Source organism: Minwuia thermotolerans (genome assembly GCF_002924445.1).
GTDB lineage: Bacteria > Pseudomonadota > Alphaproteobacteria > Minwuiales > Minwuiaceae > Minwuia > Minwuia thermotolerans.
Genome location: NZ_PIGG01000040.1, coordinates 75,686 through 98,578 on the forward strand (window position 1 = coordinate 75,686; position 22,893 = coordinate 98,578).

General features: G+C 67.7%; 19 protein-coding genes. 8 read left to right on the forward strand and 11 right to left on the reverse strand.

The window, feature by feature from the left end; all coding sequences use genetic code 11:
• Positions 1 to 44 precede the first annotated feature (44 nt).
• The 4 genes from CWC60_RS13150 to CWC60_RS13165 form a co-directional block, all read right to left on the reverse strand.
• The gene (locus CWC60_RS13150; RefSeq protein WP_109794403.1) at positions 45 to 1,880 is read right to left on the reverse strand and encodes an extracellular solute-binding protein; all 1,836 of its coding nucleotides are present in this window, start codon (positions 1,878 to 1,880) and stop codon (positions 45 to 47) included.
• Complete coding sequence (locus CWC60_RS13155; RefSeq protein ID WP_109794404.1) at positions 1,877 to 3,700, reverse strand: extracellular solute-binding protein; 1,824 nt, start codon at positions 3,698 to 3,700, stop codon at positions 1,877 to 1,879. Before CWC60_RS13155 ends, CWC60_RS13150 begins: the two co-directional genes overlap by 4 nt.
• 93 nt (positions 3,701 to 3,793) lie before the next feature.
• Complete coding sequence (locus CWC60_RS13160; protein WP_109794405.1) at positions 3,794 to 4,570, reverse strand: inositol monophosphatase family protein; 777 nt, start codon at positions 4,568 to 4,570, stop codon at positions 3,794 to 3,796.
• 21 nt (positions 4,571 to 4,591) lie between these two features.
• Positions 4,592 to 5,278 carry a c-type cytochrome gene (locus CWC60_RS13165; RefSeq protein ID WP_109794406.1) on the reverse strand — a complete coding sequence of 229 codons (687 nt, stop codon included), beginning with the start codon at positions 5,276 to 5,278 and terminating at the stop codon, positions 4,592 to 4,594.
• Between the two features lie 147 nt (positions 5,279 to 5,425).
• On the opposite strand from CWC60_RS13165, the gene CWC60_RS13170 reads away from it, so the two are divergent.
• Together CWC60_RS13170 and CWC60_RS13175 are read left to right on the forward strand one after the other, a co-directional pair.
• A complete protein-coding gene (locus CWC60_RS13170) occupies positions 5,426 to 6,181 on the forward strand; it encodes a 3-deoxy-manno-octulosonate cytidylyltransferase (protein ID WP_206419918.1) in 756 nt (251 codons plus the stop codon).
• A gap of 62 nt (positions 6,182 to 6,243) precedes the next feature.
• A complete protein-coding gene (locus CWC60_RS13175) occupies positions 6,244 to 7,167 on the forward strand; it encodes an LLM class F420-dependent oxidoreductase (RefSeq protein ID WP_109794408.1) in 924 nt (307 codons plus the stop codon).
• A gap of 69 nt (positions 7,168 to 7,236) precedes the next feature.
• Here CWC60_RS13175 and CWC60_RS13180 read toward each other — a convergent pair whose 3' ends face one another.
• Positions 7,237 to 8,895, reverse strand: coding sequence for an AMP-binding protein (locus CWC60_RS13180; RefSeq protein ID WP_109794409.1), 1,659 nt, complete (start codon positions 8,893 to 8,895; stop codon positions 7,237 to 7,239).
• Positions 8,896 to 9,001: 106 nt separating this feature from the next.
• Here CWC60_RS13180 and CWC60_RS13185 point away from each other — a divergent pair, with 106 nt between their 5' ends.
• Positions 9,002 to 9,670: a crotonase/enoyl-CoA hydratase family protein gene (locus CWC60_RS13185; protein WP_164516531.1), complete on the forward strand. Its 669-nt coding sequence runs from the start codon at positions 9,002 to 9,004 to the stop codon at positions 9,668 to 9,670.
• A 55-nt stretch (positions 9,671 to 9,725) separates the two neighbouring features.
• Here CWC60_RS13185 and thiD read toward each other — a convergent pair whose 3' ends face one another.
• From thiD to CWC60_RS13210, 5 genes are read right to left on the reverse strand one after another with little or no spacing between them, the layout of a single operon-like run.
• On the reverse strand, positions 9,726 to 10,520 hold the full coding sequence (thiD, locus tag CWC60_RS13190; RefSeq protein ID WP_109794528.1) for a bifunctional hydroxymethylpyrimidine kinase/phosphomethylpyrimidine kinase: 795 nt from the start codon (positions 10,518 to 10,520) through the stop codon (positions 9,726 to 9,728).
• A gap of 5 nt (positions 10,521 to 10,525) precedes the next feature.
• Positions 10,526 to 11,881: a phosphoglucosamine mutase gene (glmM, locus tag CWC60_RS13195; RefSeq protein ID WP_109794410.1), complete on the reverse strand. Its 1,356-nt coding sequence runs from the start codon at positions 11,879 to 11,881 to the stop codon at positions 10,526 to 10,528.
• A 31-nt stretch (positions 11,882 to 11,912) separates the two neighbouring features.
• Entirely contained in the window at positions 11,913 to 12,755 is an 843-nt protein-coding gene (folP, locus tag CWC60_RS13200; protein WP_109794411.1) for a dihydropteroate synthase, read from the reverse strand.
• Between the two features lie 15 nt (positions 12,756 to 12,770).
• Positions 12,771 to 15,059, reverse strand: a complete 2,289-nt coding sequence (locus tag CWC60_RS13205; RefSeq protein WP_109794412.1) for a GAF domain-containing protein — start codon at positions 15,057 to 15,059, stop codon at positions 12,771 to 12,773.
• Positions 15,052 to 16,014 (reverse strand): coiled-coil domain-containing protein, encoded by a 963-nt coding sequence (locus CWC60_RS13210; protein WP_109794413.1) that lies wholly within the window; start codon positions 16,012 to 16,014, stop codon positions 15,052 to 15,054. Before CWC60_RS13210 ends, CWC60_RS13205 begins: the two co-directional genes overlap by 8 nt.
• A gap of 433 nt (positions 16,015 to 16,447) precedes the next feature.
• Here CWC60_RS13210 and CWC60_RS13215 point away from each other — a divergent pair, with 433 nt between their 5' ends.
• From CWC60_RS13215 to CWC60_RS13235, 5 genes are all read left to right on the forward strand, one after another.
• Positions 16,448 to 17,164, forward strand: coding sequence for a TorF family putative porin (locus CWC60_RS13215; protein ID WP_109794529.1), 717 nt, complete (start codon positions 16,448 to 16,450; stop codon positions 17,162 to 17,164).
• Between the two features lie 223 nt (positions 17,165 to 17,387).
• Complete coding sequence (locus CWC60_RS13220; protein WP_109794414.1) at positions 17,388 to 17,804, forward strand: phasin family protein; 417 nt, start codon at positions 17,388 to 17,390, stop codon at positions 17,802 to 17,804.
• Positions 17,805 to 17,989: 185 nt separating this feature from the next.
• A complete protein-coding gene (locus tag CWC60_RS13225) occupies positions 17,990 to 18,406 on the forward strand; it encodes a phasin family protein (RefSeq protein WP_109794415.1) in 417 nt (138 codons plus the stop codon).
• A gap of 90 nt (positions 18,407 to 18,496) precedes the next feature.
• Positions 18,497 to 20,422 (forward strand): nucleoside-diphosphate sugar epimerase/dehydratase, encoded by a 1,926-nt coding sequence (locus tag CWC60_RS13230; protein WP_206419920.1) that lies wholly within the window; start codon positions 18,497 to 18,499, stop codon positions 20,420 to 20,422.
• Between the two features lie 98 nt (positions 20,423 to 20,520).
• Positions 20,521 to 21,360: a pirin family protein gene (locus CWC60_RS13235; protein WP_109794416.1), complete on the forward strand. Its 840-nt coding sequence runs from the start codon at positions 20,521 to 20,523 to the stop codon at positions 21,358 to 21,360.
• A gap of 7 nt (positions 21,361 to 21,367) precedes the next feature.
• Here CWC60_RS13235 and CWC60_RS13240 read toward each other — a convergent pair whose 3' ends face one another.
• Positions 21,368 to 22,819, reverse strand: coding sequence for a sigma-54-dependent transcriptional regulator (locus CWC60_RS13240; protein WP_109794417.1), 1,452 nt, complete (start codon positions 22,817 to 22,819; stop codon positions 21,368 to 21,370).
• Positions 22,820 to 22,893 lie beyond the last annotated feature (74 nt).

The following is a 22,893-nucleotide window of genomic DNA, read 5'->3' on the forward strand; positions in this document are numbered from 1 at the left end:
GAGAGGTAGCGGACTTCCGAGGCGTCAAACCCGGCTTCTGCATCTCAGCCGCCATTCCGGCCGCCCGTCGCGGCGGCCTTCGCCGCGTCGAACCACCAGCTGTTGACGACGCCCCGGTGGAAGGGCGGCTTCTCCGCCGCCGGCCGGCCGAAACGGTCCCAGAAAGCCAGGTTGTGTTCGCCCTTGTACCACTGGGGCACGATGTAGCGGTTCCACATGATCACCCGGTCCAGCGCATGCAGCGCGGTCAGCAGTTCCTCCCGGCCTCCGGCGTTCAGCGCCGCCTCGATCAGCCGGTCGACAGCCGGATCACGCACGCCGGCGTAGTTGTTGGTGCCGTCGATCTCCGCCTGTCGGCTGCCCCAGTAGCTCCAGAGCTCGCCGCCCGGCGTCTCGGGCGGCGAGAAGCGGGCGGTGACCGCGTCGAAGTCGTAGGATTTCACCCGCTCGACATATTGCGCCGGGTCGACAAGACGCGTGCTCGCGCGGATACCGAGGCGCTCCAGGTTCTGCACATAGGGACCGATGATCCTGTCGAAGCTGGGCTGGTAATTGAGAAACTCGATGGTGAAGGGCTCGCCTTCGGCGTTGCGCAGTGCGCCGTCCCGGATCTCCCAGCCGGCCGCCTTCAGCAGGCCGTGGGCGCGGCGCAGATTGGCGCGGATGCCGCCCTCTCCGTCGGTGGTCGGCGCCTTGAAGGGCTTTTTCATCACCTCGGGCGGCAGGTCCGCCGCGAAGGGCCTCAGGAGGGCCAGCTCCGCCTCCGAAGGCGGGCCGTCATGCGCCAGGTTCGAATTCTCGAAGATCGATTCCGTCCGCCCGTAGAGACCAAAGAAGATGTTGCGGTTGGTCCACTCGAAGTCGAAGGCGAGATCGAGCGCCTCCCGCACCCGGCGGTCGGCGAACTTCGCGCGCCGGGTATTGTAGAACCAGCCCTGCATGCCCGAGGGCCGTCCGTCCGGGATCGTCAGGCGGACGATGCGGCCGTCCTGCACCGGCTGCTTGTCGTCGTACTCCGTGGCCCAGCTCTTGGCGGTGAATTCCTCGCGGAAATCGTACTCGTCGGCGAAGAAGGCGAGAAGCGCGGAGGTGCGGTCGGCGTACCAGTCGATGCGGATGCGGTCGAAGTTCCACAGTCCCCGGTTCACCGGCAGGTCGCGGGCCCAGTAGTCCTCGACACGCGAAAGCGTCAGCGACGTCCCCTGGTCGACCTCGGTGATGCGGTAGGGCCCGGAGGCCAGTGGCGGATCGAGCGTCGTGCGGTCGAACTCGACCGTCTCGTAATAGGCCTTCGACAGGATCGGCAGGCTGCCGGCGAAGCGCACCAGCAGGTCGCGCGCCGCGCCTTCCAGCAGCCGGACACGGACGGTATGCGCATCCAGCGCCTGCGCCTCGGCGTGCTCGAAGATATTGCGCAGCACCGGGTGGCCCTTCCCCTTGATCGCGTTCAGGGAAAAGACGACGTCGGCCGCCGTGATCGCGGAGCCGTCATGGAAGCGCGCGCGCTGATCCAGAGCGAAGACCGCGGAACGGCCGTCCTCGGCGACGTCGGCGGTCTTCGCGATCAGCGCGTAGTGCGCGTCAGGCTCGTCATAGGAACGCGTCATCAGCGTGTCGTGCAGCCGGATCTCGTGCTGCTGGATCGAGGCCGGCTTGGAGCCGCGCAGGATGTAGAAATTCAGTGTGTCGAAGGTGCCGAGATCGCGCAGGCGCAGCGTGCCGCCCCTGGGCGCGTTGGGGTCGGCCCAGCGGAAATGCTCGAAATCGGCCGGATAGTCGAGAGCCCCGAAGACGGAAATACCGTGCCGCGGCTCCGCCGTCGCCGAAGCTGCCGCCAGCAGCAGGCCGACGGCCGCCAGTCCCGCCCTCGGCCACCTCACTTGTAGGTCTCGGCCAGTTCGGCCGCCTTTTCGGGCAGGATCCACCAGGCGAACACGTCGACGCCGTAGTCCGGGTCGACCGGCGGGCGTCCGAACTTGTCCCAGTAGGCGATGCGCAGCGCCGAGATGTGCCATTGCGGAATGACGATGTGCGAATGCAGCAGCACCCGGTCGAGCGCCCGGGTCGCGGTCACCAGCGCTTCCCGGTTCTCGGCGAAGATGATGTTGTCGATCAGCCTGTCGACCGCCTCGGACCGGATGCCGGCCAGGTTGCGGCTGCCGGGCCGCTCGGCGGCCTCCGAGCCGAAGAAGTCGCGCTGCTCGTTGCCGGGGCTTTCCGACTGCGGATAGGAGCCGACGACCATGTCGTAGTCGAAGTCGCGCACCCGGTTCTGGTACTGGGCGGCGTCGACGGTGCGCAGGCTGGCGTCAACGCCCAGACGCCTCAGATTCTCGATGAAGGGCAGCACGATGCGCTCGAACTGCGGGTCGGCCAGCAGGATCTCGAAGCTGACCGGTTCGCCCTCGGGCGTCAGCAGCGTCTTGTTCTCGAACTTGTAGCCGGCTTCGCGGAGAATCTGGAACGCCTTGCCGAGGTTCTCCCGGAGCGAGTTCTCCGCGGTCGACGGCGGCGAATAGGGCTCGGTGAAGACTTCCTCGGGTATCATGCCCCGCAATGGCTCGAGCAGTTCCAGCTCGGCTTCCGACGGCAATCCCTGCGAGGCGAGTTCGGTGTTGGAGAAGAAGCTCTCGGTGCGTTCGTACTGGCCGTAGAACAGGTTCTTGTTGGCCCATTCGAAGTCGAAGGCATAGGACAGCGCCTCGCGCAGCGCCGGGTCCTGGAACAGCGGGCGGCGCAGATTGTAGATGAAGCCCTGCATGCCGGTGGGCCGGCTGTGAGGCACCAGTTCCACCTTCACGTCGCCGCGCTCGACCGCCGGGAACTCGTAGGCGGTCGCCCAGTCCTTGGAGCTGTTCTCGGTGCGGTAGTCGTAGACATAGCCCTTGAACGCCTCCAGCACCGCGGTGCGGTCGGCGAAATACTCGTACTGCACCCGGTCATAGTTGTAGCGTCCGCGGTTGATGCCGAGATCCCGGCCCCAGTAGTCCTCGACCCGCTCCAGCACCACGCGCCGGTTCGGCTCGACGGCCGAAACCCGGTAGGGGCCGGAGCCCATCGGCGCCTCGAGGGTGGTGGCGCCGAATTCACGGTCGGCCCAGTAGGCCTTCGACATGACGGGCAGCTGGCCCATGATCTGCGGCAGCTCGCGATTACCCGTTTCGGAGAAGTCGAAACGGATGCGGTGCGTATCCAGCACCTTCGCCTCGGTAACGTTGCGGTAGTAATAGCGGTAGAAGGGCTGGCCCTTGTCGCGCAGCACCTCGAAGCTGAAGGCGACATCCTCGGCAGTGACCGGGCTGCCGTCGTGGAAGCGCGCCTCGGGCCTCAGATTGAATATCACCCAGCTGTGGTCCTTCGGGTGCTCCACCGATTCCGCGATCAGGCCGTATTCTGTGGACGGTTCCCCCAGATGCTGATCCATCAGGGTCTCCACGGCCAGGCTGGCCGCGCCCGCCGGATTGCCCTTGGGGATATAGGGGTTGAGGGAATCGAAGCCGCCGAACGCCGACATGCGCAGCGTGCCGCCCTTCGGCGCGTCCGGATTGACGAAATCCAGGTGATCGAAGCCCCGCTCGTATTGCGGCTCTCCGATCAGGGACAGGGCATGAGACCTGACGATGTCGTCTTGGGCGCCTGCCGTCGCCGGAACGGCGAACAGCGTCGCCAGTAGCGCCCCCAGGAAGCCTCGCCGCACCATGTCACCTCGCCCTGTTGTTATGTGTGCGCCCCTTGCCGGCGCATTATGACCAGAGTTGGGCGGCGGACGGAAGTACGGCAACCCCGCCCGGGGTCAGCCGCGGAGCAGTTCCAGCGCCCGGGCGTGGATCGCCGCGTCGCCGCAAGCCAGCGTACGGGCGCCGACGCCGAATTCGATCGCGCGGCCGTCCCAGTCGGAGATGCGTCCGCCCGCGCCTTCCACGACCGGGGCGAGAGCCAGATAATCGTGCGGCTTCAGGTCATCGTCGACGACAATGTCGACGAAACCCATGGCCAGCAGCCCGTAGGCGTAGCCGTCGGCGCTGAAACGCCGCAGGCCGACGCTCTCCGTCAGCCGCCTCAGCGCGGGGCCGTTCTCGCCTTCCAGGCACTCCGCGCCCCAGGTATAGAGCGCCGCCGCGCCCAGATCGGCGCAGGCGCGGGTGGTCACCGCACGGCCGTTGAATACGGTCGGGCGGCCGGAAACGCCCAGCCAGCGCTCGCCGTTGACGGGCTGGTTGATGACGCCGACCACCGGCTTTCCATAGCGGGTGAGCCCGATCAGGGTGACGAACTGCGCCGAACCGGTGATGAATGACTTGGTGCCGTCGATCGGGTCCAGGTGCCAGACCCACTTTGCATCGGGGTTCTCGGCGCCGAACTCCTCGCCGACGATGCCGTGGTCGGGAAAACGCTCGCCGATCAGGCCGCGCATGACGCGCTCCGCGCCGCGGTCAGCCTCGGTGACCGGGCTCTCGTCCGCCTTGGAGACGATCTCGATGGGCTGGCGGAAGAGCGGCCGGATGAAATCGCCGGCGCGATCGGCCAGTTCGCCCGCGAAGTCCGCGAAGGTCTGGAGGTCGCCGGTCATCGCGCTGTCCGGCGTCCCGACCTATTCGCTGGTCGCGGCCTCGCCGTTCTCGGTCTGCTCCGCGGCGTTGTCGGCCGGCTGATCCGCGGCAGGCGCGGCGCCGTCATTGGCGGGCTGCCGGGCGTCGCCATCCTCCGACGCCGGGGCGGCCTCGCCTTCGGTGGCGGCAGGCGCCTCGGGCTCGGGCAGCGCGGCGTCGGCGTCCCCGAAGGAGCGGATGTAGAGCAGCAGGTCGGCGCGGTCCTCGGCGTCCTTGATGCCGGCGAAGGCCATCTTGGTGCCCTGGGCGTAGCCGCGCGGGTTGGCGATGAAGGCGTCGAGCTTCTCGAAGGTCCATTCGCCTTCCATGTCGGACAGGACGGGCGAATAGGCGAAGCCGCCATGGGAGGCGATGTCGTTGTGCAGCACGCCGAACAGGTTCGGGCCGACCTTGTTCGGCCCGCCCTCCTCGATCGTGTGGCACGCCTTGCACTTGTTGAAGTCGCTGGCGCCGGCGGAGGCGTCGGCATTGGCGAGCAGGACGGCCAGCGAAGGCGCCTCTTCCTCGGCCGGGGCCGCGCCGTCCTCGGCGATTTCGGGCACCGGATAGGCAACCTCACCGTGGCTGCCGGGATGGACCAGGATGTGCGAGACCTCGGTAATCACGAATCCAATCAGGACGGTCAGCAATACCGCGCCCGCGATCTTGTTGAACTGCATGCTGTCCATTGCCGCGTCCCTTCCGGTTAGCCATGGCTGACTTGGCGGAATCCCCCTCGCCACCTCGCGCAAGGTGATAGCCTCTGGCCCCGCCCCTGAATGATGCGGTCTAACGCCGCATCGCGCCCTTTGGTAGAGCCGTCCAGAAGAACATTCATGAATCCCGTGGTCCTGATCCCCGCCCGCATGGCCTCCAGCCGCCTGCCGGGCAAGCCGCTCGCCGAGATTGCCGGCCTGCCGATGATCGTGCAGGTCTGGAAACGCGGCATGGAGGCCGACATCGGCCCCGTCCTGGTCGCCGCCGCCGAGGCGGAGATCGTGGAAGCGGTACGCGATGCCGGCGGCGAGGCGGTGCTGACCGATCCGGGCCATCCATCGGGCTCCGACCGCATCTTCGAGGCGCTGTGCCGCGCGGACCCGGACGGCCGCCATGATTCGGTGGTCAACCTGCAGGGCGACCTGCCGGCCCTGGACCCGGCGACGATCCGCGCCGCGCTGAAGCCCCTGGAAGCGGACCCCTCGGTCGACATCGGCACGCTGGTGGCCGAGATCCACGACCCGGCGGAGCTGGACGACCCCAATGCGGTCAAGGTCGTCACCGCCTTTGCCGACGGCGCCCGAACCGCACGGGCGCTGTGGTTTACCCGGCTGCGCGCACCCGGCGGGGAGGGCCCGCACTGGCACCATATCGGCCTCTACGCCTATCGCCGGGCAGCGCTGGAGCGCTTCGTGAAGCTGCCGCCCAGCCCGCTGGAGAAGCGCGAGAAGCTGGAGCAGTTGCGCGCGCTGGAGCATGGCATGCGCATCGACGCTGCCCGCGTCGACACGATCCCGCTGGGCGTCGACACACCCGAGGACCTGGAGAAGACGCGCCGGCTGTTCGCCGAACGCGGCGGGCCAGCGCCCAAGTAATTGGACACCCCGCCCCTTCGCTGGTCTAATTTCCCGACAGGGCCAGCAAGGGAGGAGCGGCCATGAAGTTCGGCATTTCGCTTCCGGTCCGCGGCGACGACGCCAATCCGGAGACCTTCGACCGTGTCGCCGACAAGGCGGAAGCGGCGGGACTCGACGCGCTCTGGGCCAGCGACCATCTGGTCATGGCGCCGCCGAACAAGTCGAAATATCCCGGCACGCCCGACGGCAGCCTGCCGCCGGCATGGAAGCGTTACTACTATCAGCCCTTCAGCGTGCTGAACTACCTGGCCGGCCGCACGCGCAATGTCCGCCTGGGCACCAGCGTGCTGATCCTGCCCATGCGCAACCCGCTGGAGGTCGCCGCCCAGGTGGCGGAGCTGGACCGGGTCAGCCGGGGCCGGGCCAACTTCGGCGTCGGCGTCGGCTGGTTCGAGGACGAGTACGACGCGCTGGGCTATCCGTTCCGCAAACGCGGCAAGCGCGCCAATGACGGCCTCGCCATCTGCCGCAAGCTCTGGACGGGCGAGCCGGCGGCGCACGAGAGCGAGTTCTACAGCTTTTCCGGCTGCGTGGTCGGCCCGACGCCCGTGCAGAAGCCGCATCCGCCGATCTACATTGGCGGCCACTCGCCGGGCGCGCTGAAGCGGGTGGCGAAGTACGGCGACGTCTGGCACCCGTTCCGGGTCACCGACGCCCAGGTGAAGGAGCTGCGCGGCGACCTGGCGAAGGCGCTGGAGGCGGAGGGGCGGTCCATCGACGACCTGCCGATCTGTCCCAAGGTGCCCCTGGTCTTCCAGGAGGAACGGACCCAGGACGGGCAATTACCGACCCAGGGACGGCCGCAGGATATCCTCGACGCGCTGCGCCGCTACGAGGACGCCGGCGCGACCGAGTTCTGCTTCGACATCGTGCCCGAAACGCCGGAGAACGCCGAAGTGATCATCGACCGCATCATGGACGAGATCCGGCCGAAATTCGCCTGACGGGCACGGCCCGGCGGCCTGCCGACCGCGCGGGCCTTCATGCCGAAGAGAACCCGCCGCGCCGGGCGATCACGACAACTGCTGACGCAGCTTGTACTTCAGGATCTTGCCGCCGACGGTGGTGGGGAACGCGTCGACGGCGACGATGCGCTTCGGCGTCTCGAAGCCGGCCAGACGCTCCCGGGCGAACGCGATGAGTTCCTTCTCGTCCAGTTGTTTTCCCTTCGCCGCGATGATGCAGGCCGTGACGGCCTCCCCCCAGCGGTCGTCCGGCAGGCCGATCACGGCGGCGCGTTCCACCGCCGGATGCTGCTGCAGCACCGCCTCGACGCGGATCGAGGAGACGTTCTCGCCGCCGGACTTCACGATGTCCTTGTAGCGGTCGACCATGATGCGGTGCTCCTGCTCGGCGTCGTAGGCGAAGCTGTCGCCGCCGTGGAACCAGCCGCCCCGCAGGGCCTCGGCCGTCGCCTCGGGGTCGCGGTAATAGCCCGAGAACATGGCCGGCGAACGATAGACCGCCTCGCCCGCCTCGAAGGGCTTGCCGCGCAGATCGTTGCCGTCCTCGTCCATCACCGTCGACGCCATGATCGGCGCCGGCTTGCCGACATGGTTGCGGCCGGGCGAGGTGCGGTGAAACAGATCCAGGTTCCGGTCGATGGGGAAGCGGTGGCAGGGCACGATCTCCGTCTGGCCCAGCATCTGGTAGATCTTCACGTCGGGCGCGCAGAGATCGCGGAAGGCCTTGACCGAACCCGGCGCCATCGCCGCCCAGCCGTAGAACATGAGCTTCATCGCCGACAGGTCGTAGGCGCGCGGCGTCTCGTGGACGGCGGCGACCATGCTTTCGACGAATTGCGGCGAGCCGCCGAAGAGCGTCGTCACCCGCTCCGTCGAACAGAGACTGGCCATCGGATGGCCTTCCGGGGTCCGGCCGATCACCGCCGTACCGCCCGAGAAGAGCGCCGGAAAAATGCAGATGTGGTCGCCGATGTGGAAGACCATCGGCGTGAACACGCCCAGGCGCATGTCGCTTTCGTGCTCGAGGCCCCGGCTGAGCGCGACCGCGCCGTCCATGGCGCACAGATAGGTGTAGGTGTGGGAAATCATCACCGCCTTCGGCGCGGCGGTCGTGCCGGAAGTGAACAGGATTTCCCAGATGTCGTCGCCGTGGATGGTGACGTCGGGTTCCCCGGCGGACTGCCGGTCGACGAACGTGTCGTAATCCGGAACCGCGCCGTCCCTGTCCCCGCCGATGATGACGACAGGCTCCGCGCCGGCCGCGGTGAACGCGCCGCCCAGCTTCTCCCACAGCGGCGCGTCGACGATGGCGTGGCGCGCCTCGACCCGCTGCAGCGCATCGGTGATCACGTCCGGCGCCATCATGGCGTTGACCGGCGCGGCGACCAGCCCGGCCTTGGCGATGGCGATTTTCGACAGCCAGCCCTCGACCGAATTGTCGCAGAGCATCGCGATCCGGCTTGCCGGCTCCAGCCCCAGCGCCAGAAGGCCGTTGGCCATGCGGTTTATCAGTTCGTTGGCGCGGGCATAGGTGACGCGCGCGTTCTCCGGATTCACCGTGGCGTCCGGCCCGGCGACGATCGCCAGCTTGTCCGGGTCGTTCCAGGTATAGCGTTCGATGACGTCGCCGACGGAAACCCGGTTCCATCGCCGGTCGTTGCGCCGATTGTGGAAATTCTCGACGTCGAGGCCGAAATCGTCGGTCATGGCGTCCTCCCCAAGATGCCTGTGGCGCCAAGACTATGCCGGACTTGCCTTCGCGCCAACGGGCAGCAGATCAGGGTCGGGCCGAACGGGGAGAGGAAGAACCGGAATGATCGTGAACACCGAAATCACCGACGGCGTCGCCGTCATCACAATGGACGACGGCAAGGCGAACGCCATCGGCCACGAGATGCTGGACGCGCTGGAGCCGGCGCTGGCGAAGGCGGCGGAGACCGCCCGGGCCGTGGTCCTCACCGGACGCAAGGGCGTCTTCTGCGGCGGCTTCGATCTGAAGACGATGCAGGGCGCGACGCCCGACGAGGTGGACCGCCTGGTGCGGCGCGGCGGGCGGATGATCCAGACCCTCTACGGCTATCCGAAGCCGCTGGTGGCCGCGGCGAGCGGACACGGCATCGCGCTCGGCGCGCTGATGCTGCTGGCCTGCGACACGCGCGTGGGCGCGGGCGGCGACTTCAGATACGGCCTGAACGAGACGGCGATCGGCCTCGAACTGCCCGTGTTCGGGCTGGCGCTGGCGCGCGACCGGCTGGCGCAGGCAGAGATGACCCCGGCGGTGATCCAGGCCCGGCTCTATGACGCGGCGGGCGCAGTGGCCGCCGGCTATCTGGACGAGGCCGCGGCCCCGGACGCCGTCATCGGCCGCGCGGTCGAGATAGCGAAGGCGCTCGGCGAGCTCCCGTCGGCGACCTATCACGCGACCAAGATCAACTGCCGCCGCGAGACCATGAACACCATCGCGGCCAGCCTGGCGGATTGACGGCGGGGCCTGAGTCCCGCGCGGCGCGGAGACCCGCACGGCGCAATTGAAGGAGTCAGTCCCGCACCGTATGCGCGTGATTGAGGGGGCCGTGGCCGGAGCCATAGCCCGGCGCGGTGCGGATCGCCTCCAGCACATAGGCCCGGGCGCGCTCGACCGCCGCCCGAAGCGGCATTCCCTGCGCCAGCCCTGTGGCGATGGCCGAGGCGGTGGTGCAGCCGGTGCCGTGAGTGTGCGGCGTGTCGATGCGCCTGCCCTCGAAGACTTCGAAGCCGTCGGCGGTAGCCAGCAGATCCGTCAGCCGCGCGCCCTTCAGGTGCCCGCCCTTCAGCAGCACCGCCTTCGGCCCGAAGCCGAGCAGCCGCTCGGCGGCGCGCTTCATGGCGTCGAGATCCTCGATGGGCATATCGGCCAGCACCGCGGCCTCCGGCAGGTTGGGCGTCAGCACGTCGGCGCGGGGCAGAAGCTCGGCAATGACCACGTCGGTGGTGTCCGCATCGAGCAGGCGCGCGCCGCCCTTGGCGACCATGACCGGATCGACCACGACCAGTGCGCCCTTGCCGTGATCGTCGATGCAGCGGACCACCGTCTCGATCACCGCGCGCTTGTGCAGCATGCCCGTCTTGATCGCGTCGACGCCGATGTCGGCGACGGTCAGCCGGAACTGCTCGGCGATGAAGTCGACGGGAATCTCGTGGATGGCGTGAACGGTGTGGGTGTCCTGCGCCGTCAGCGCGGTAATCGCCGTCGCCGCGTAGCCGCCCAGCGCGGTCACGGTCTTGATGTCGGCCTGGATGCCGGCGCCGCCGCCCGAATCCGAGCCGGCGGCGATCAGCACGCGTCCCTTCATCGCCGTCATTCGTCGCTCGCTGCGGCGCGGGTGACGGCCTCCGCGATGTCGTCGACGATCTCGCGGATCACCGCCTCGTCCTCGCCCTCGCCCATGACGCGGATCAGCGGCTCGGTGCCCGACTTGCGGATCAGCAGCCGCCCCGTCGCGCCCAGGCGCTTCTCGCCATCGGCAATGGCCTGCTTGACCTTCGGATGCTCCAGCGGCGCGCCCTTGCCGAAGCGCACGTTCTTCAGGATCTGCGGCAGCGGGTCGAACAGGCGCACGGCCTCGGAGACCGGCTTGCCGCCCTCGGCGATCACCGCCAGCGCCTGCAGCGCCGCCAGGGTGCCGTCGCCGGTGGTGGCGTAGTCGCTCAGCACGATGTGGCCCGACTGCTCGCCGCCGACATTGTAGCCGTCGGCGCGCATGCGTTCGACGACATAGCGGTCGCCGACCTTGGTGCGGATCATCTGCAGGCCGAGGCCGTTCAGATAGCGTTCCAGTCCCATGTTCGACATCACGGTGGTGACCACGCCGCCGCCGCGCAACCGCTCCTCCTCGGCCCAGCGGCTGGCGATCAGCGCCATCAGCCGGTCGCCGTCGACCTCCCGGCCACGCTCGTCGACCATGATCATGCGATCGGCGTCGCCGTCGAGCGCGATGCCGACATCCGCCCCCAGCTTCACCACCTTCTCGCGCAGCATCGCGGTGTTGGTCGAGCCGCAGCCATCGTTGATGTTGAAACCGTTGGGCTTGTCGCCGATGGCGATGACGTCGGCCTCGAGCTCCCAGAGCGCGGTCGGCGCGACCTTGTAGGCGGCGCCATTGGCGCAATCGATGACGATCTTCAGCCCGTTCAGGCGCTTGCCGCGCGGGAAGGTGCTTTTCACGAACTCGATATAGCGCCCGCCGGCGTCATCCAGCCGCTGGGCGCGGCCCAGGTCCCGCGGCTTGGCCAGGCGTCCGCGCACGCCGTTGTCCATGCCCGCCTCGATCTCCGCCTCGGTCTCGTCGGATAGCTTGAAGCCGTCCGGCCCGAACAGCTTGATGCCGTTGTCATGGAACGGATTGTGGGAGGCCGAGATCATCACGCCCAGATCGGCGCGCAGGCTGCGGGTGAGAATGGCGATGGCCGGTGTCGGCAGGGGGCCGACCATGACCACGTCCATGCCGACCGAGGTGAAGCCGGCGGCCAGGGCGGGCTCCAGCATGTAGCCGGACAGGCGCGTGTCCTTGCCGATCACCACCCGGTGGCGGTGATTGCCGCGCATGAAGACCCGGCCCGCCGCCAGCCCGACCGAGAGCGCCCGCTCCGCCGTCATCGGCTCGTCATTGGCCCGGCCCCGGATGCCGTCGGTGCCGAAGTACTTCCGCCCCATGTTCCCTCCGATCGCTCGCTGGTGCCCCGCCTTATCGATCAGACGGCGGCGGATGTCCATTGCGCGCGGCGTGGAAGACGGCGAGCGCCTGGACGGTTTCGGCCACGTCGTGAACCCGCAGGATGTCGGCCCCGCCGGCGGCGGCGGCCAGCGCTGCACCGATCGAGCCGCCGAGACGCCGGTCGGCCTGCTTCACGCCGGTCAGCCAGCCGATGAAGCCCTTGCGGCTGGCGCCCACCAGCAGCCGCACGCCGAGTTCGCGGAAGCGCGGCAGCGCCGCCATCAGCTCCAGGTTCTGACGGAAGGTCTTGCCGAAACCGATGCCGGGATCGGCGACGATGCGGCGGCGCTCGATGCCCGCCGCCGCGCAGGCGGCGATGCGCGCCTCCAGATAGCTCAGCACCTCGGCGGCGACGTCGTCATAGGTCGGGTTCTCCTGCATGTCCTCGGGCAGACCCTTCGCGTGCATCAGCACCACCTCGCAGGATGCGCCGGCGATCACGTCCAGCGCGGCCGCATCGAAGGTGAGCGCGCTGACGTCGTTGATCATCGGCGCGCCGAGCGCGAGGGCGCGGCGCATGATCTCCGCCTTGCGGGTGTCGACGGAGACCGGCGCCCCTTCGGCAAGCAGGACTTCCAGCACGGGCGCGAGGCGCCGCCACTCCTCCTCCAGCGGGATCTCCGCGGCGCCGGGCCGGGTCGATTCCGCGCCGATGTCGACGAACGCCGCGCCGTCGGCAAGGTGCCGCCGGGCCAGCCCGATGGCCGCCGCCGGCGCCGCGGCGCGGCCGCCGTCGGAAAAGCTGTCGGGGGTCACGTTGACGATGCCCATGACGGCCGGCGGGGCCGCGGCCTCGGACGCTGTCGGATGCATGACGATGGCGGCGCGCTATTTCTCGGTCATGATCCAGACGCCGTCCCAGTCGTCGCCGGGCGGCGCCTTCTTCATCAGTTCGCAGCGCTCGATGTACATGTTGCCGAGCTTGTCGGTCTCGTTCGCCTTCAGCGCTTCCCTGAAATAGCCGGTGGCGCGGTCCCATTCCTGCTTGCGGTACTGCTTGACGCCTTCATTGAAGTTGCCGAGCACGTCCATCAGGTTCGGGAAGGTCTCGTCGGTGTGGTAGTCGAGGCATTCGAACACGCCGACCGGCTTGGTCTTGCCCTTCACCACCACCTTGTCGACTTCGCGCAGGCGGTAGACGCCCTTCAGCTTGGCGACGGTGTATTCCGACAGCAGGATGCGGGCGTTGTATTGCTTGCACGCGCTCTCCAGCCGCGCGGCGAGGTTCACGCCGTCGCCGATCATGGTGTAGTCCATGCGCTTCTTGGAGCCGATATTGCCGGCGACGATGGAATCGGTGTTGAGCCCCAGCCCCATGTCGACGGCCATCTCGCCCCGGGCCTCGCGCTGCCTGTTCCAGTCCCACAGCGTCTTGATCATGTTGATGCCGGCGCGGAGCCCCCGGTCCTCGTCGTCCTCATGGGGCAGCGGAATGCCGAAGGCCGCCATGATCGCGTCGCCGATGAACTTGTCGAGCATGCCGCCCTGGTCGGAGATGCAGTCGACCATCAGTTCGAAATAGTCGTTGAGCAGCGCCACGGTGCCCTGGGCGCCCAGCTTCTCGGTGATGGTGGTGAAGCTGCGCACGTCGGAGAACAGCACCGTCGCGATGGTGTCCTTGCCGCCCAGGATGTCGTCCTGGTTGCCGCCGGCCAGCATCTGGTCGGCCAGGCCCGGATCCATGTAGCGCGACAGCGTCGACCTGGCGCGCTTGGCGTCGGAGATATCCTCGATCATGACCAGCGTGCCGAGCGAGGCCCCCTCGCCCGACTGCATGGGCAGAACGGTCACGTTCACGGACGCCTTCTCGTCACCGATCTTGAGTTCGGTGTCGAGCATGCTTTCGCCCTCGTCGGTCTCGGCGACGCGGGCGATCTTGTCGACCAGCCACTGGTTCTGCTCGCCGAACACCTCCTCGGGCTTCTTGCCCAGGATGTCCTTGGCCGAGGTACGCATGATGCGCGCGCCGGCGGCGTTGCAGGTCTTGTTCTCGCCATCCTCGTCGAAGGTGATCACGCCGTTCGACATCGATTGCAGCATGGACTCGTTGTAGTTCTTCATCGCCTGGACATCGCCGAACAGCTTGGCGTTCTCCAGGCCGATGGCGATCTGCGCGGTGAAGGCCTTCAGCCGGCTCTCGTCGTCGCTGGTGAAGGGCCCGCCCTTCTTGTTCAGCGCCTGGGTCACGCCGATCACCTTGCCGGCCTTGTTGACCACGGGCACGCACAGGATCGAGCGGGTGAAGAAGCCCGTCTGCTTGTCGAAGCCCGGATTGAAGCGCAGGTCGGCATAGGCATAGGGGATATTCACCGTATCGCCGGAGGTGAACACCGCGCCGGCGATGCCGAGATGGTTCGGCAGCCGGATCTCGACCGAATCCAGCCCCTCCCCCACATGGCTGAACAGCTCGTTGGTCTTCTCGTCGTTGATGAACAGCGTCGAGCGTTCCGCGTCCAGCATTCGCGTCGCCTCCGACATCACCCGCTGCAGCAGGCGCGTCAGTTCGAGTTCGGAGGTCATGTCGGAAACGATGTTGAGGAACTCGATCTCGCGCTGGCGCGTCGTTTCCATGCGCTCGACGAGCTGCATCGACTGCAGGGTGATGGCGCACTGGGTGGTCATGCCCTCCAGCACGGTCAGGTCCATCTCCGTGAACTGGCCTTCCTTCTTGTTCAGCACCTGGGCGACGCCGATCACCTCACCCTTGGCGTTGCGCACGGGCGCGGCGAGGATCGACTTGGTGGTGAAGCCGGTCTCGGCGTCGACGTCGCGGTTGAAGCGTTCGTCATTGTAGGCGTCGTGAATGATCTGGCCTTCGCCCGACTGGAAGGTGTGACCGGCGATGCCGACATTGTCCAGAATGCGGATCTCGTGACGCTTGAGGCCCTGGGCGACGCGGGAGAACAGTTCGCCCGTCATCGCATCGTGCAGGAACAGGGTGCCGCGCTCGGCCTTGGTCTCGGCGACCGCGACGCTGACCAGCGTGTCGAGCACGGCGTCCAGCGTGTCCAGCGCGGCGACCTGGCGGGAAACGTCGAGCAGCATCTGCAGCTGCTTGATGTGCTCGGATTGCGAAAGGTTCTGGTTCTTTCGCGTGCCGCGCGGGTTCTCATACATTCTCGATCTCCTCCAGGCGGTCGCGGAGGCGCTGGATGGTCGTCCTGAGTTGCTTCAGTTCGTCCCTCTGCGCCCGCTCCATGGCCTGGCGTTCCTCGCGGTGTTCGCCGCGAATGGCGTCCATCTCGTCGCGCAGCGACTGGATGGTCTGTCTGAGCTGGCCGGCCTCGGCGGCGCCGAGCGCCTTCGCCCGCTGCGTCTCGGCCTGGCCCCGGCGGCGGATCTCGTCCATCTCGTCGCGCAGGTTCTGCACCGTCTCCTTGAGCTGCGCGATCTCCGCCGCAGCCGCCTGTTTCTCGGCCTGGACCAGCCGGCGCGTCTCCACGCGCTGATCCTCCAGCGTATCGCGCAGAGCCTGGGCGGTCTCCTTGAGCTGGCCGATCTCGGCCGCCGCGGCCTGCTTTTCCGCCTGCACCATACGCTGGGCTTCGGCGCGCTGATCCTCCAGCGTGTCGCGCAGCGCCTGCGCGGTGTCCTTCAGCTGGCCGATCTCCGCGGCGGCGGCCTGCTTTTCCGCCTGCACCATGCGCTGGGCTTCGGCGCGCTGGTCCTCCAGCGTGTCGCGCAGCGCCTGCGAGGTGTCCTTGAGTTGCTGGATCTCGGCCGCCGCGGCCTGCTTCTCCGCCTGCACCAGGCGCTGGGTCTCCGTGCGCTGGTCCTCCAGCGTATCCCGCAGCGCCTGGGCGGTGTCCTTGAGCGTGCCGATCTCGGAGGCTGCCGCCTGGCGCTCCCGCTGCGCAAGCACGGCGCCCCGCCGGCGCTCCTCCTCCAGCTCGTCCCTCAGCGCCTGGGCGGTGTCCTTCAGCGTGCGGATCTCGCCGGCGGCGTCGGCCTCCGCCTTCTGGACGCGGCGGCGGATCTCGACGTCCTTCTGCTCCAGCGTCTCCCGCATCGCAGACACTGTCCGCTGCAGGTGCCGGATATCGGCTTCCTTGTCCAGCGCCGTCAGAGCCATGGTCGACCGACCGCCTCGCTTGTGCAGATGGGATGGGCGAACTCAACCGGGTTCAATTACTTGTCGACACTATCATGTAGCCGGAATTCCTGAAAGATTCGTGGCCACGCGCGGGGCGCGGGCTGGACCGCCGGATTTCGCCCTGCACGCGCGGCCGGCCGCCGCCGCAGGACGGATCGGGCACCGCTGCGGCGAAGCCCTTCCCCGCCCGGTGATTGCCTGCTTTTTCGGCACTGCACAATCCTTCTGCAGATATATGGCCGAATTGCTGCCAATCGATGACATGCCTGATTCTTGTTCATATTTTTATCCTTATTTTTTAGATAGTTAGAAAGAATGTTGCAGCGCACGGAAGTGGCCTCGGCCTTGCTAGGTCAAGCGCCAACGCCGCAAGGGGGCGGCGTCCCTTTGGGAATTGGGAGTGTTCAAGCACATGAACTTCAAGGCACTCGCGGCAGCCACGGCTGTGGCCATGGCTGCTTTCGCGTTTTCGGGTCCGGTCCATGCCGAAGAGGAGGCCATGATCCCGGGCGAGTTCTCGGCCAATGTCGGAATCGTCACGGACTACCGGTTCCGCGGCATCACGCAGACCGACAACGAACCGGCCATCCAGGGCGGGTTCGACTGGTCCCACGACAACGGCTTCTATCTGGGCACCTGGGCGTCGAACGTGAATTTCGGCAACGCCCATATCGAGATGGACTTCTATGGCGGTTACGCCGGTTCGATTGACAACTTTTCCTACGATCTGGGTCTGATCTACTACTGGTATCCGGGCGCCAGCGCCAGGAACGACTTCGACTTCGTCGAGGCCGCGCTGGGCCTGGGCTACGATTTCGAGCGCTTCTCCACCTCGCTGGGCTTCAACTACTCGCCGGAGAACTTCGGCAATTCCGGCGACGCCCTGTTCATCGAAGGCGGCGTCGCCGTGCCCCTGCCCTATGAGTTCGAACTGGGCGGCACCGTCGGCTACCAGTTCATCGACGACGAGGCGACCTTCGGCGTGCCCGACTACCTGACCTGGTCGCTCGGGCTGTCGCGCTCCTACTGGGGCTTCGACTTCGCGCTCGACTATGTCGACACCGACGAATCCTCCTGCGGCGACGGCTGCGGGGCCACGGTGATCTTCTCGGTCTCGCGCAGTTTCTGACCCGGGACCGCCCTCCCGGGGCCGCCGGCGACGGCGGCAGGCGGCAGGCCGGCCCGCATCGCGGGCCGGCCTTTTCCATCGTGTGGATGGGCCGCGAAGGGATTATTGTGCACTGCACAAAAAAACTGGTTGACGCAGGGGCGGGCAATGCCCATTATCCGGTCACGTTGCAGTGCAGCATAACCGGCAACCACATATTCCAGCCCGTCCGGAGGACAGACCGATGACCAAGACCGCCAACCCCTTTGCCGATTTCGGCAAGATGATGAAGGACATGAAGGCCCCGATGTTCGACGTCGACGCGTTCATGACCATGCAGCAGAAGAACTTCGAGGCGATGACCACCGCCAACCAGCTCGCCATGGACAGCGTCCGCGCGGTCTTCGAGCGCCAGGTGCAGATCGCCCAGGAGTCCGTCGAGGAAGCCCAGACCGCCATCAAGAGCGCGGCCGAAGGCAAGACCAAGGTGGACGTCGACGAGCAGACCACGCAGGCCAAGGCCGCGATGGAGAAGGCCTCCGCCAATGTGCGCGAGCTCTCCGAGATGGTCTCCAAGTCGCAGAACGAGATCTTCGACGTCCTGCACAAGCGCATGCTGGACGGCATCGAGGAGGCGAAGGGCCAGTTCAAGCTGAACTGAACCGCCTCACGACCGCCTTCGAAAGGGTCCGCCGGGCAACCGGCGGGCCCTTTCTTTTGCAATCGCGAGAAAGAGATTGACGCAACGGCAGGCGTTGACCATAAGCGGTTCGCGCTGCATTGCAGCATCATCTGCCGCGCCGTGCGCCTAGCCGCGCCGCAACCCCCAGACCGGAGAGTCCCCCGATGCCCGTTCCCGCCAATCCCTTCGCCGATCTCACGAAGACCCTGTCCGGATTCAAGTGGCCGGCGATGGACCTCAACGCCTTCACCGAGATGCAGCGCCGCAACTTCGAGGCCCTGACCCGCGCCAACCAGGTTGCGGTCGACGGCTTCCGCGCGCTGATCGAGCGTCAGGCGGAGATCGCCCAGACCTCGGCGGCCGAAGCCCAGTCGGCGATCCGCAATCTGGCCGAGGGCGGCAAGGGTCCCGATTTCGAGGCGCAGCTGACCACCGCCCGCGGCGCGATGGAAAAGGCCACCGCCGACCTGCGCGAGCTGCAGGATATCGTCGCCCGCTCCCAGACCGAGGTCTTCGACATCATCAACACCCGGATGATCGAGGCCGTCGACGAGATGCGCCAGCCCGCCGCCAAGGACTGACCCGCGCGCTCCACGGGCCCCTGTTCGGACACGCCGCGTCATGCTAATGCCGGTTCTCGGCGACAATTCCCTGTCCGGCGGGGCCCGTCCTTGGCGAAACACAGTTCGAAACTGAAGACCTTCGGCGCGCTGCTCTACGACGTGGCGATGGCGCCGGTGGCGTTCATCGCGGCGCTCATGCTGCGCTACGGCCTGGTCGGCTACGAGAAGACCTCCGGCTTCTGGCTTGAGGCCAGCGCCATGCTGGTTCCCATCGCCGCCGGGGTCTTCTTCCTGTCCGGGCTGCACCGCGGGGTCTGGCGCTATGTGTCCATGCGCGACCTCTCGGCGATCCTGCGCGCCGCCGTTCTGGTGGTGCTGATCTTCTTCCCGCTGCTGTTCGCCTACAACCGGCTGGAGGACGTGCCCCGGACGGTTCCCTTCATCAACCTGTTCGTGCTGATCGCCCTGCTCGCCGGCCCGCGCCTGCTGCTTCGGCTGGCGGCGGAAGGCGGCGTGGGCGCCCTCACGGGACGGCGGCGGCCGCTGCCGGGACACGTCCCGGTGATACTTGTCGGCGCCGGACGGGGGGCGGAACTGTTCCTGCGCGAAATCGACCGCGGCGCGGCGCCCTATGACCCCGTCGCCATCCTGGACGACGACAGCGGCCAGATCGGCCGCACCATCCGCGGACGCAAGGTGGTCGGCAGTCTGGCCGATCTGGGCGATGTCGTGGAGACGCTCGGCGCCCGCGGACGTCGGCCGCAGCGCGTGATCGTCACCCGCCGGCGGCTGGAGCCCGACATGCTGCGCGATCTGCTGCAGCGCACTCAGGACCTGGCCCTCCCGATCAGCCGCGTGCCCGATTTCAGCGCCCTGGAGAGCGGCGTCACCGACCGGGTCACAGTGCGCGAGATCGATGTCAGCGATCTGCTCGGCCGGCCCCAGAAGGCGCTGGACCGTGACGCCATGCGGGGCCTGATTTCCGGCCGGCGCGTGCTGGTGACAGGCGCCGGCGGCTCCATCGGCAGCGAGCTGGTGCGCCAGATCGCTGCCCTCGCCCCGGCCAGCCTGGCCCTGCTCGAACTCTCCGAGTTCGCGCTCTACACCATCGAACAGGAAACCGGAGAGTCTTACCCGGAGCTGGAGCGGCGCATGTATCTGGCCGACGTCCGGGACGCCGAGCGGGTGGCCAATGTCTTCGCCGACTTCCACCCGGAAATCGTCTTCCACGCCGCGGCGCTGAAGCACGTGCCGCTGATGGAGCACAACCCGGACGAGGCGGTTCTGACCAACGTCATCGGCACGCGGCGCGTCGCCGACGCCTGCATCCGCCACGACGTGGACGTCATGGTGCTGGTCTCCTCCGACAAGGCGGTGAACCCGGCCAACGTGATGGGCGCGACCAAGCGCCTGGCCGAGGCCTACGCCCAGTCCCAGGACATCGACCAGTCGCGCGAATCCGGCCGCGCCACGCGCTTCGTGACCGTCCGCTTCGGCAACGTGCTCGGCTCGACCGGCTCCGTGGTGCCGCTGTTCCAGCGCCAGCTCGCCCAGGGCGGACCGCTGACGGTCACCCATCCGGACATCACGCGCTACTTCATGACCATAAGGGAGGCGGTCGAACTGGTGCTCGCCGCTGCCGCCGGCAGCCGTCTCCGCCAGGACGACACGGGCCGCATCCATGTGCTCGATATGGGCGAGCCGGTGCGCATCCAGGACCTCGCCCGCATGATGATCCGCCTCGCCGGCCTGACGCCGGACCGCGACATCCGGATCGAGTATGTCGGCCTGCGCCCCGGCGAGAAGCTGCACGAGGAACTGCTGCACAGTTCCGAGAAGCTGGACCAGACGGACATCGAGGGGGTCATGCTCGCGTCCCCGCGGGTTGTCGAACGGCAGATCCTGACGCGGGCACTGGACGAACTCGCCGGCCATGCCAGGGCGCGGCGCACCGACCGTACGCTGACCCTGCTCAGGGAGCTGGTGCCGGAATACAAGGAAGAGACGGAGCGGCAGCGCCACGCCTCCAGTTGAGGCCGCCGCACGCCGGAAACAGTCCGTTTCCCATTGCCGCGATTGATGGCGCCGGGCCGCCTGCACATCTCCGCCGGCAACAGAGCAGGAGCGTTGCCATGAGCGAATCCGATTTCCGAACCGTGCTGGGCGTGATCCCCGGCGTCGACGCGCAGGACGGGGCAGGCGTCAAGCTGAAGCGCAGCCTCGGCGGCCCCCGCCTGCAGCATTTCGATCCCTTCCTGCTGCTGGACGAGTTCCGCTCGGACCAGGCCGGCGACTACATCGCCGGCTTTCCCGATCATCCCCATCGGGGCTTCGAGACCGTGACCTACATGCTGGCCGGCCGCATGCGCCACCGCGACAATCAGGGCAATTCCGGCCTGCTGCAGAGCGGCGGCGCGCAGTGGATGACCGCCGGCCGCGGCATCGTGCACTCGGAAATGCCGGAGCAGGAGGACGGCCTGATGTGGGGCTTCCAGCTCTGGGTCAACCTGCCGGCCGCCGACAAGATGACGGCGCCGCGCTACCAGGACATCGAGCCGGGCGACATTCCGGAGGCCGAGCGCCCGGGCGGCGCACGCGTGCGCATCGTCGCCGGAGAGCTCGGCGGCGTCGCCGGACCGGTCAGCGGCATCGCCACGAAACCGCTCTACTACGATGTCGCCCTGCCGGCCGAAGGGCGCTTCGACGAGGCCGTGCCCGAAGGCCACAACGCTTTCGTCTACGTCTATGGCGGCGGGCTGGACCTCGGGAGCCACACGCTCTCGGAAGGCCAGATGGCGCTGCTGACGGACGGCGCGCGGGTCGAGGCCCGGGCCAGGGGCGGCGAAGCAAGGTTCCTGCTCATTGCCGGGCAACCGATCGGCGAGCCGGTGGCCCGCTACGGTCCCTTCGTGATGAACACGAAGGAGGAGATCATCCAGGCCTTCCGCGACTATGAGGCCGGGAAGTTCTGAGCGGCGCCTACTCCGCCGCGGTGGCGGCGTCCTCTTCCTCCCAGGCGGCGCGCTTGCGGTAGATCGTCTGCGGCGCGATGCCGAGCAGCGCCGCGGCGGTGCGGATATTGCCGCCGCAGCGTTCGATCGCGTTCTCGATGTAGTCGCGTTCGACCGCGGCCAGCGGCCGGATCTCCTCGGACAGCGACTGCACATCGGCGCGGCGCTCCGGACGCGGCGGTCCCGCCTCGGGCTCCGCTGCGGACGCCGCAGCCGCCGGGGGCGGGGCCAGCGCCTCCACCTTCTGCAGGTTGGCCGGCAGCATCTCCGGCGTCACCGTCTCGGCGTCGTTCAGGACCACGATGTTGTGCACCGCGTTCTGCAGTTCGCGCACATTGCCGGGCCACTCATGCGCCATCAGAATCGCCGCGGCGGCCGGCCCGAAGGCGCGGAAGCTCTTGCCTTCCTGTTCGGCGTAGCGGCGCAGGAACGTCTCCGCGATCCGCAGAATGTCGTCGTCGCGCTCCCTGAGCGGCGGCAGGTGCATCGGGATCACGTGCAGCCGGTAGTAGAGATCCTCGCGGAACCGGCCCGCCTTGACCTCCGCCATCGGTTCCTTGTTGGTGGCGCAGATCACCCGCACGTCCACCTTCTCGACCTTCGAGCTGCCGACCTTGCTGTAGGTCTCGGTCTGGATGAAGCGCAGCAGCTTGGCCTGCAGGTCCAGGTCCATCTCGCAGATCTCGTCCAGGAACAGCGTGCCCCCGTCGGCCATCGCCGCCGCGCCCTCGCGCTCGCCCAGGGCCCCGGTGAAGGCGCCCTTCACATGACCGAAGATCTCGCTCTCCATCAGGTCGTGGGGGATCGCGGCGCAGTTGATGGCGATGAAGGGCTTGTCGCGGCGCGGGCTGCGGTTCTTGATCGCCTCGGCGCAGACCTCCTTGCCGGTGCCGCTTTCGCCGGTGATGAAGACGGTGGCCTTCGACGACGCCGCGGCCTCGATGATGCGGTAGACCGCCTGCATGCACAGCGCGCTGCCGACGAAGCCTTCGAAACCGCCGCGGTCGATCTCCGTGCGGTAGGTCTCGACGATCTCCTTGAGCTTGGTCGTTTCCAGGACGTTGCGCAGCGTGACCTTCAGCCGGTCGGCGGTGAACGGTTTCACGATGAAGTCGGCAGCGCCCAGCCGCATTGCCGTCACCGCCGTCTGCACCGACCCGTGGGCGGTGATCACGATGACGCCGATCCCCTCGTCCAGCGAACCGATATGGCGCAGGATCTCCATGCCGTCCATGTCCGGCAGCCGGAGGTCCAGCAGGATCGCGTCGGGCCGCCCTTTCTCCAGTTCGGCCAGGGCTTCGGCGCCGGTTTCGACGTGGCGGATGTCATAGGGTTCGTCGCGCAGGAACTGGATGTAGCTCCGCGCCAGCGTCGGCGTGTCCTCGACGAGCAGAATCTGAGACTTCGCCGTGCGGCTCATCGGCCTGTCGTCCCCCAAAGCGCTGAAGGCCGCGTCGGCGTCCGGCTTCTGCCGCCGTCCGGTTCACCGTTCCC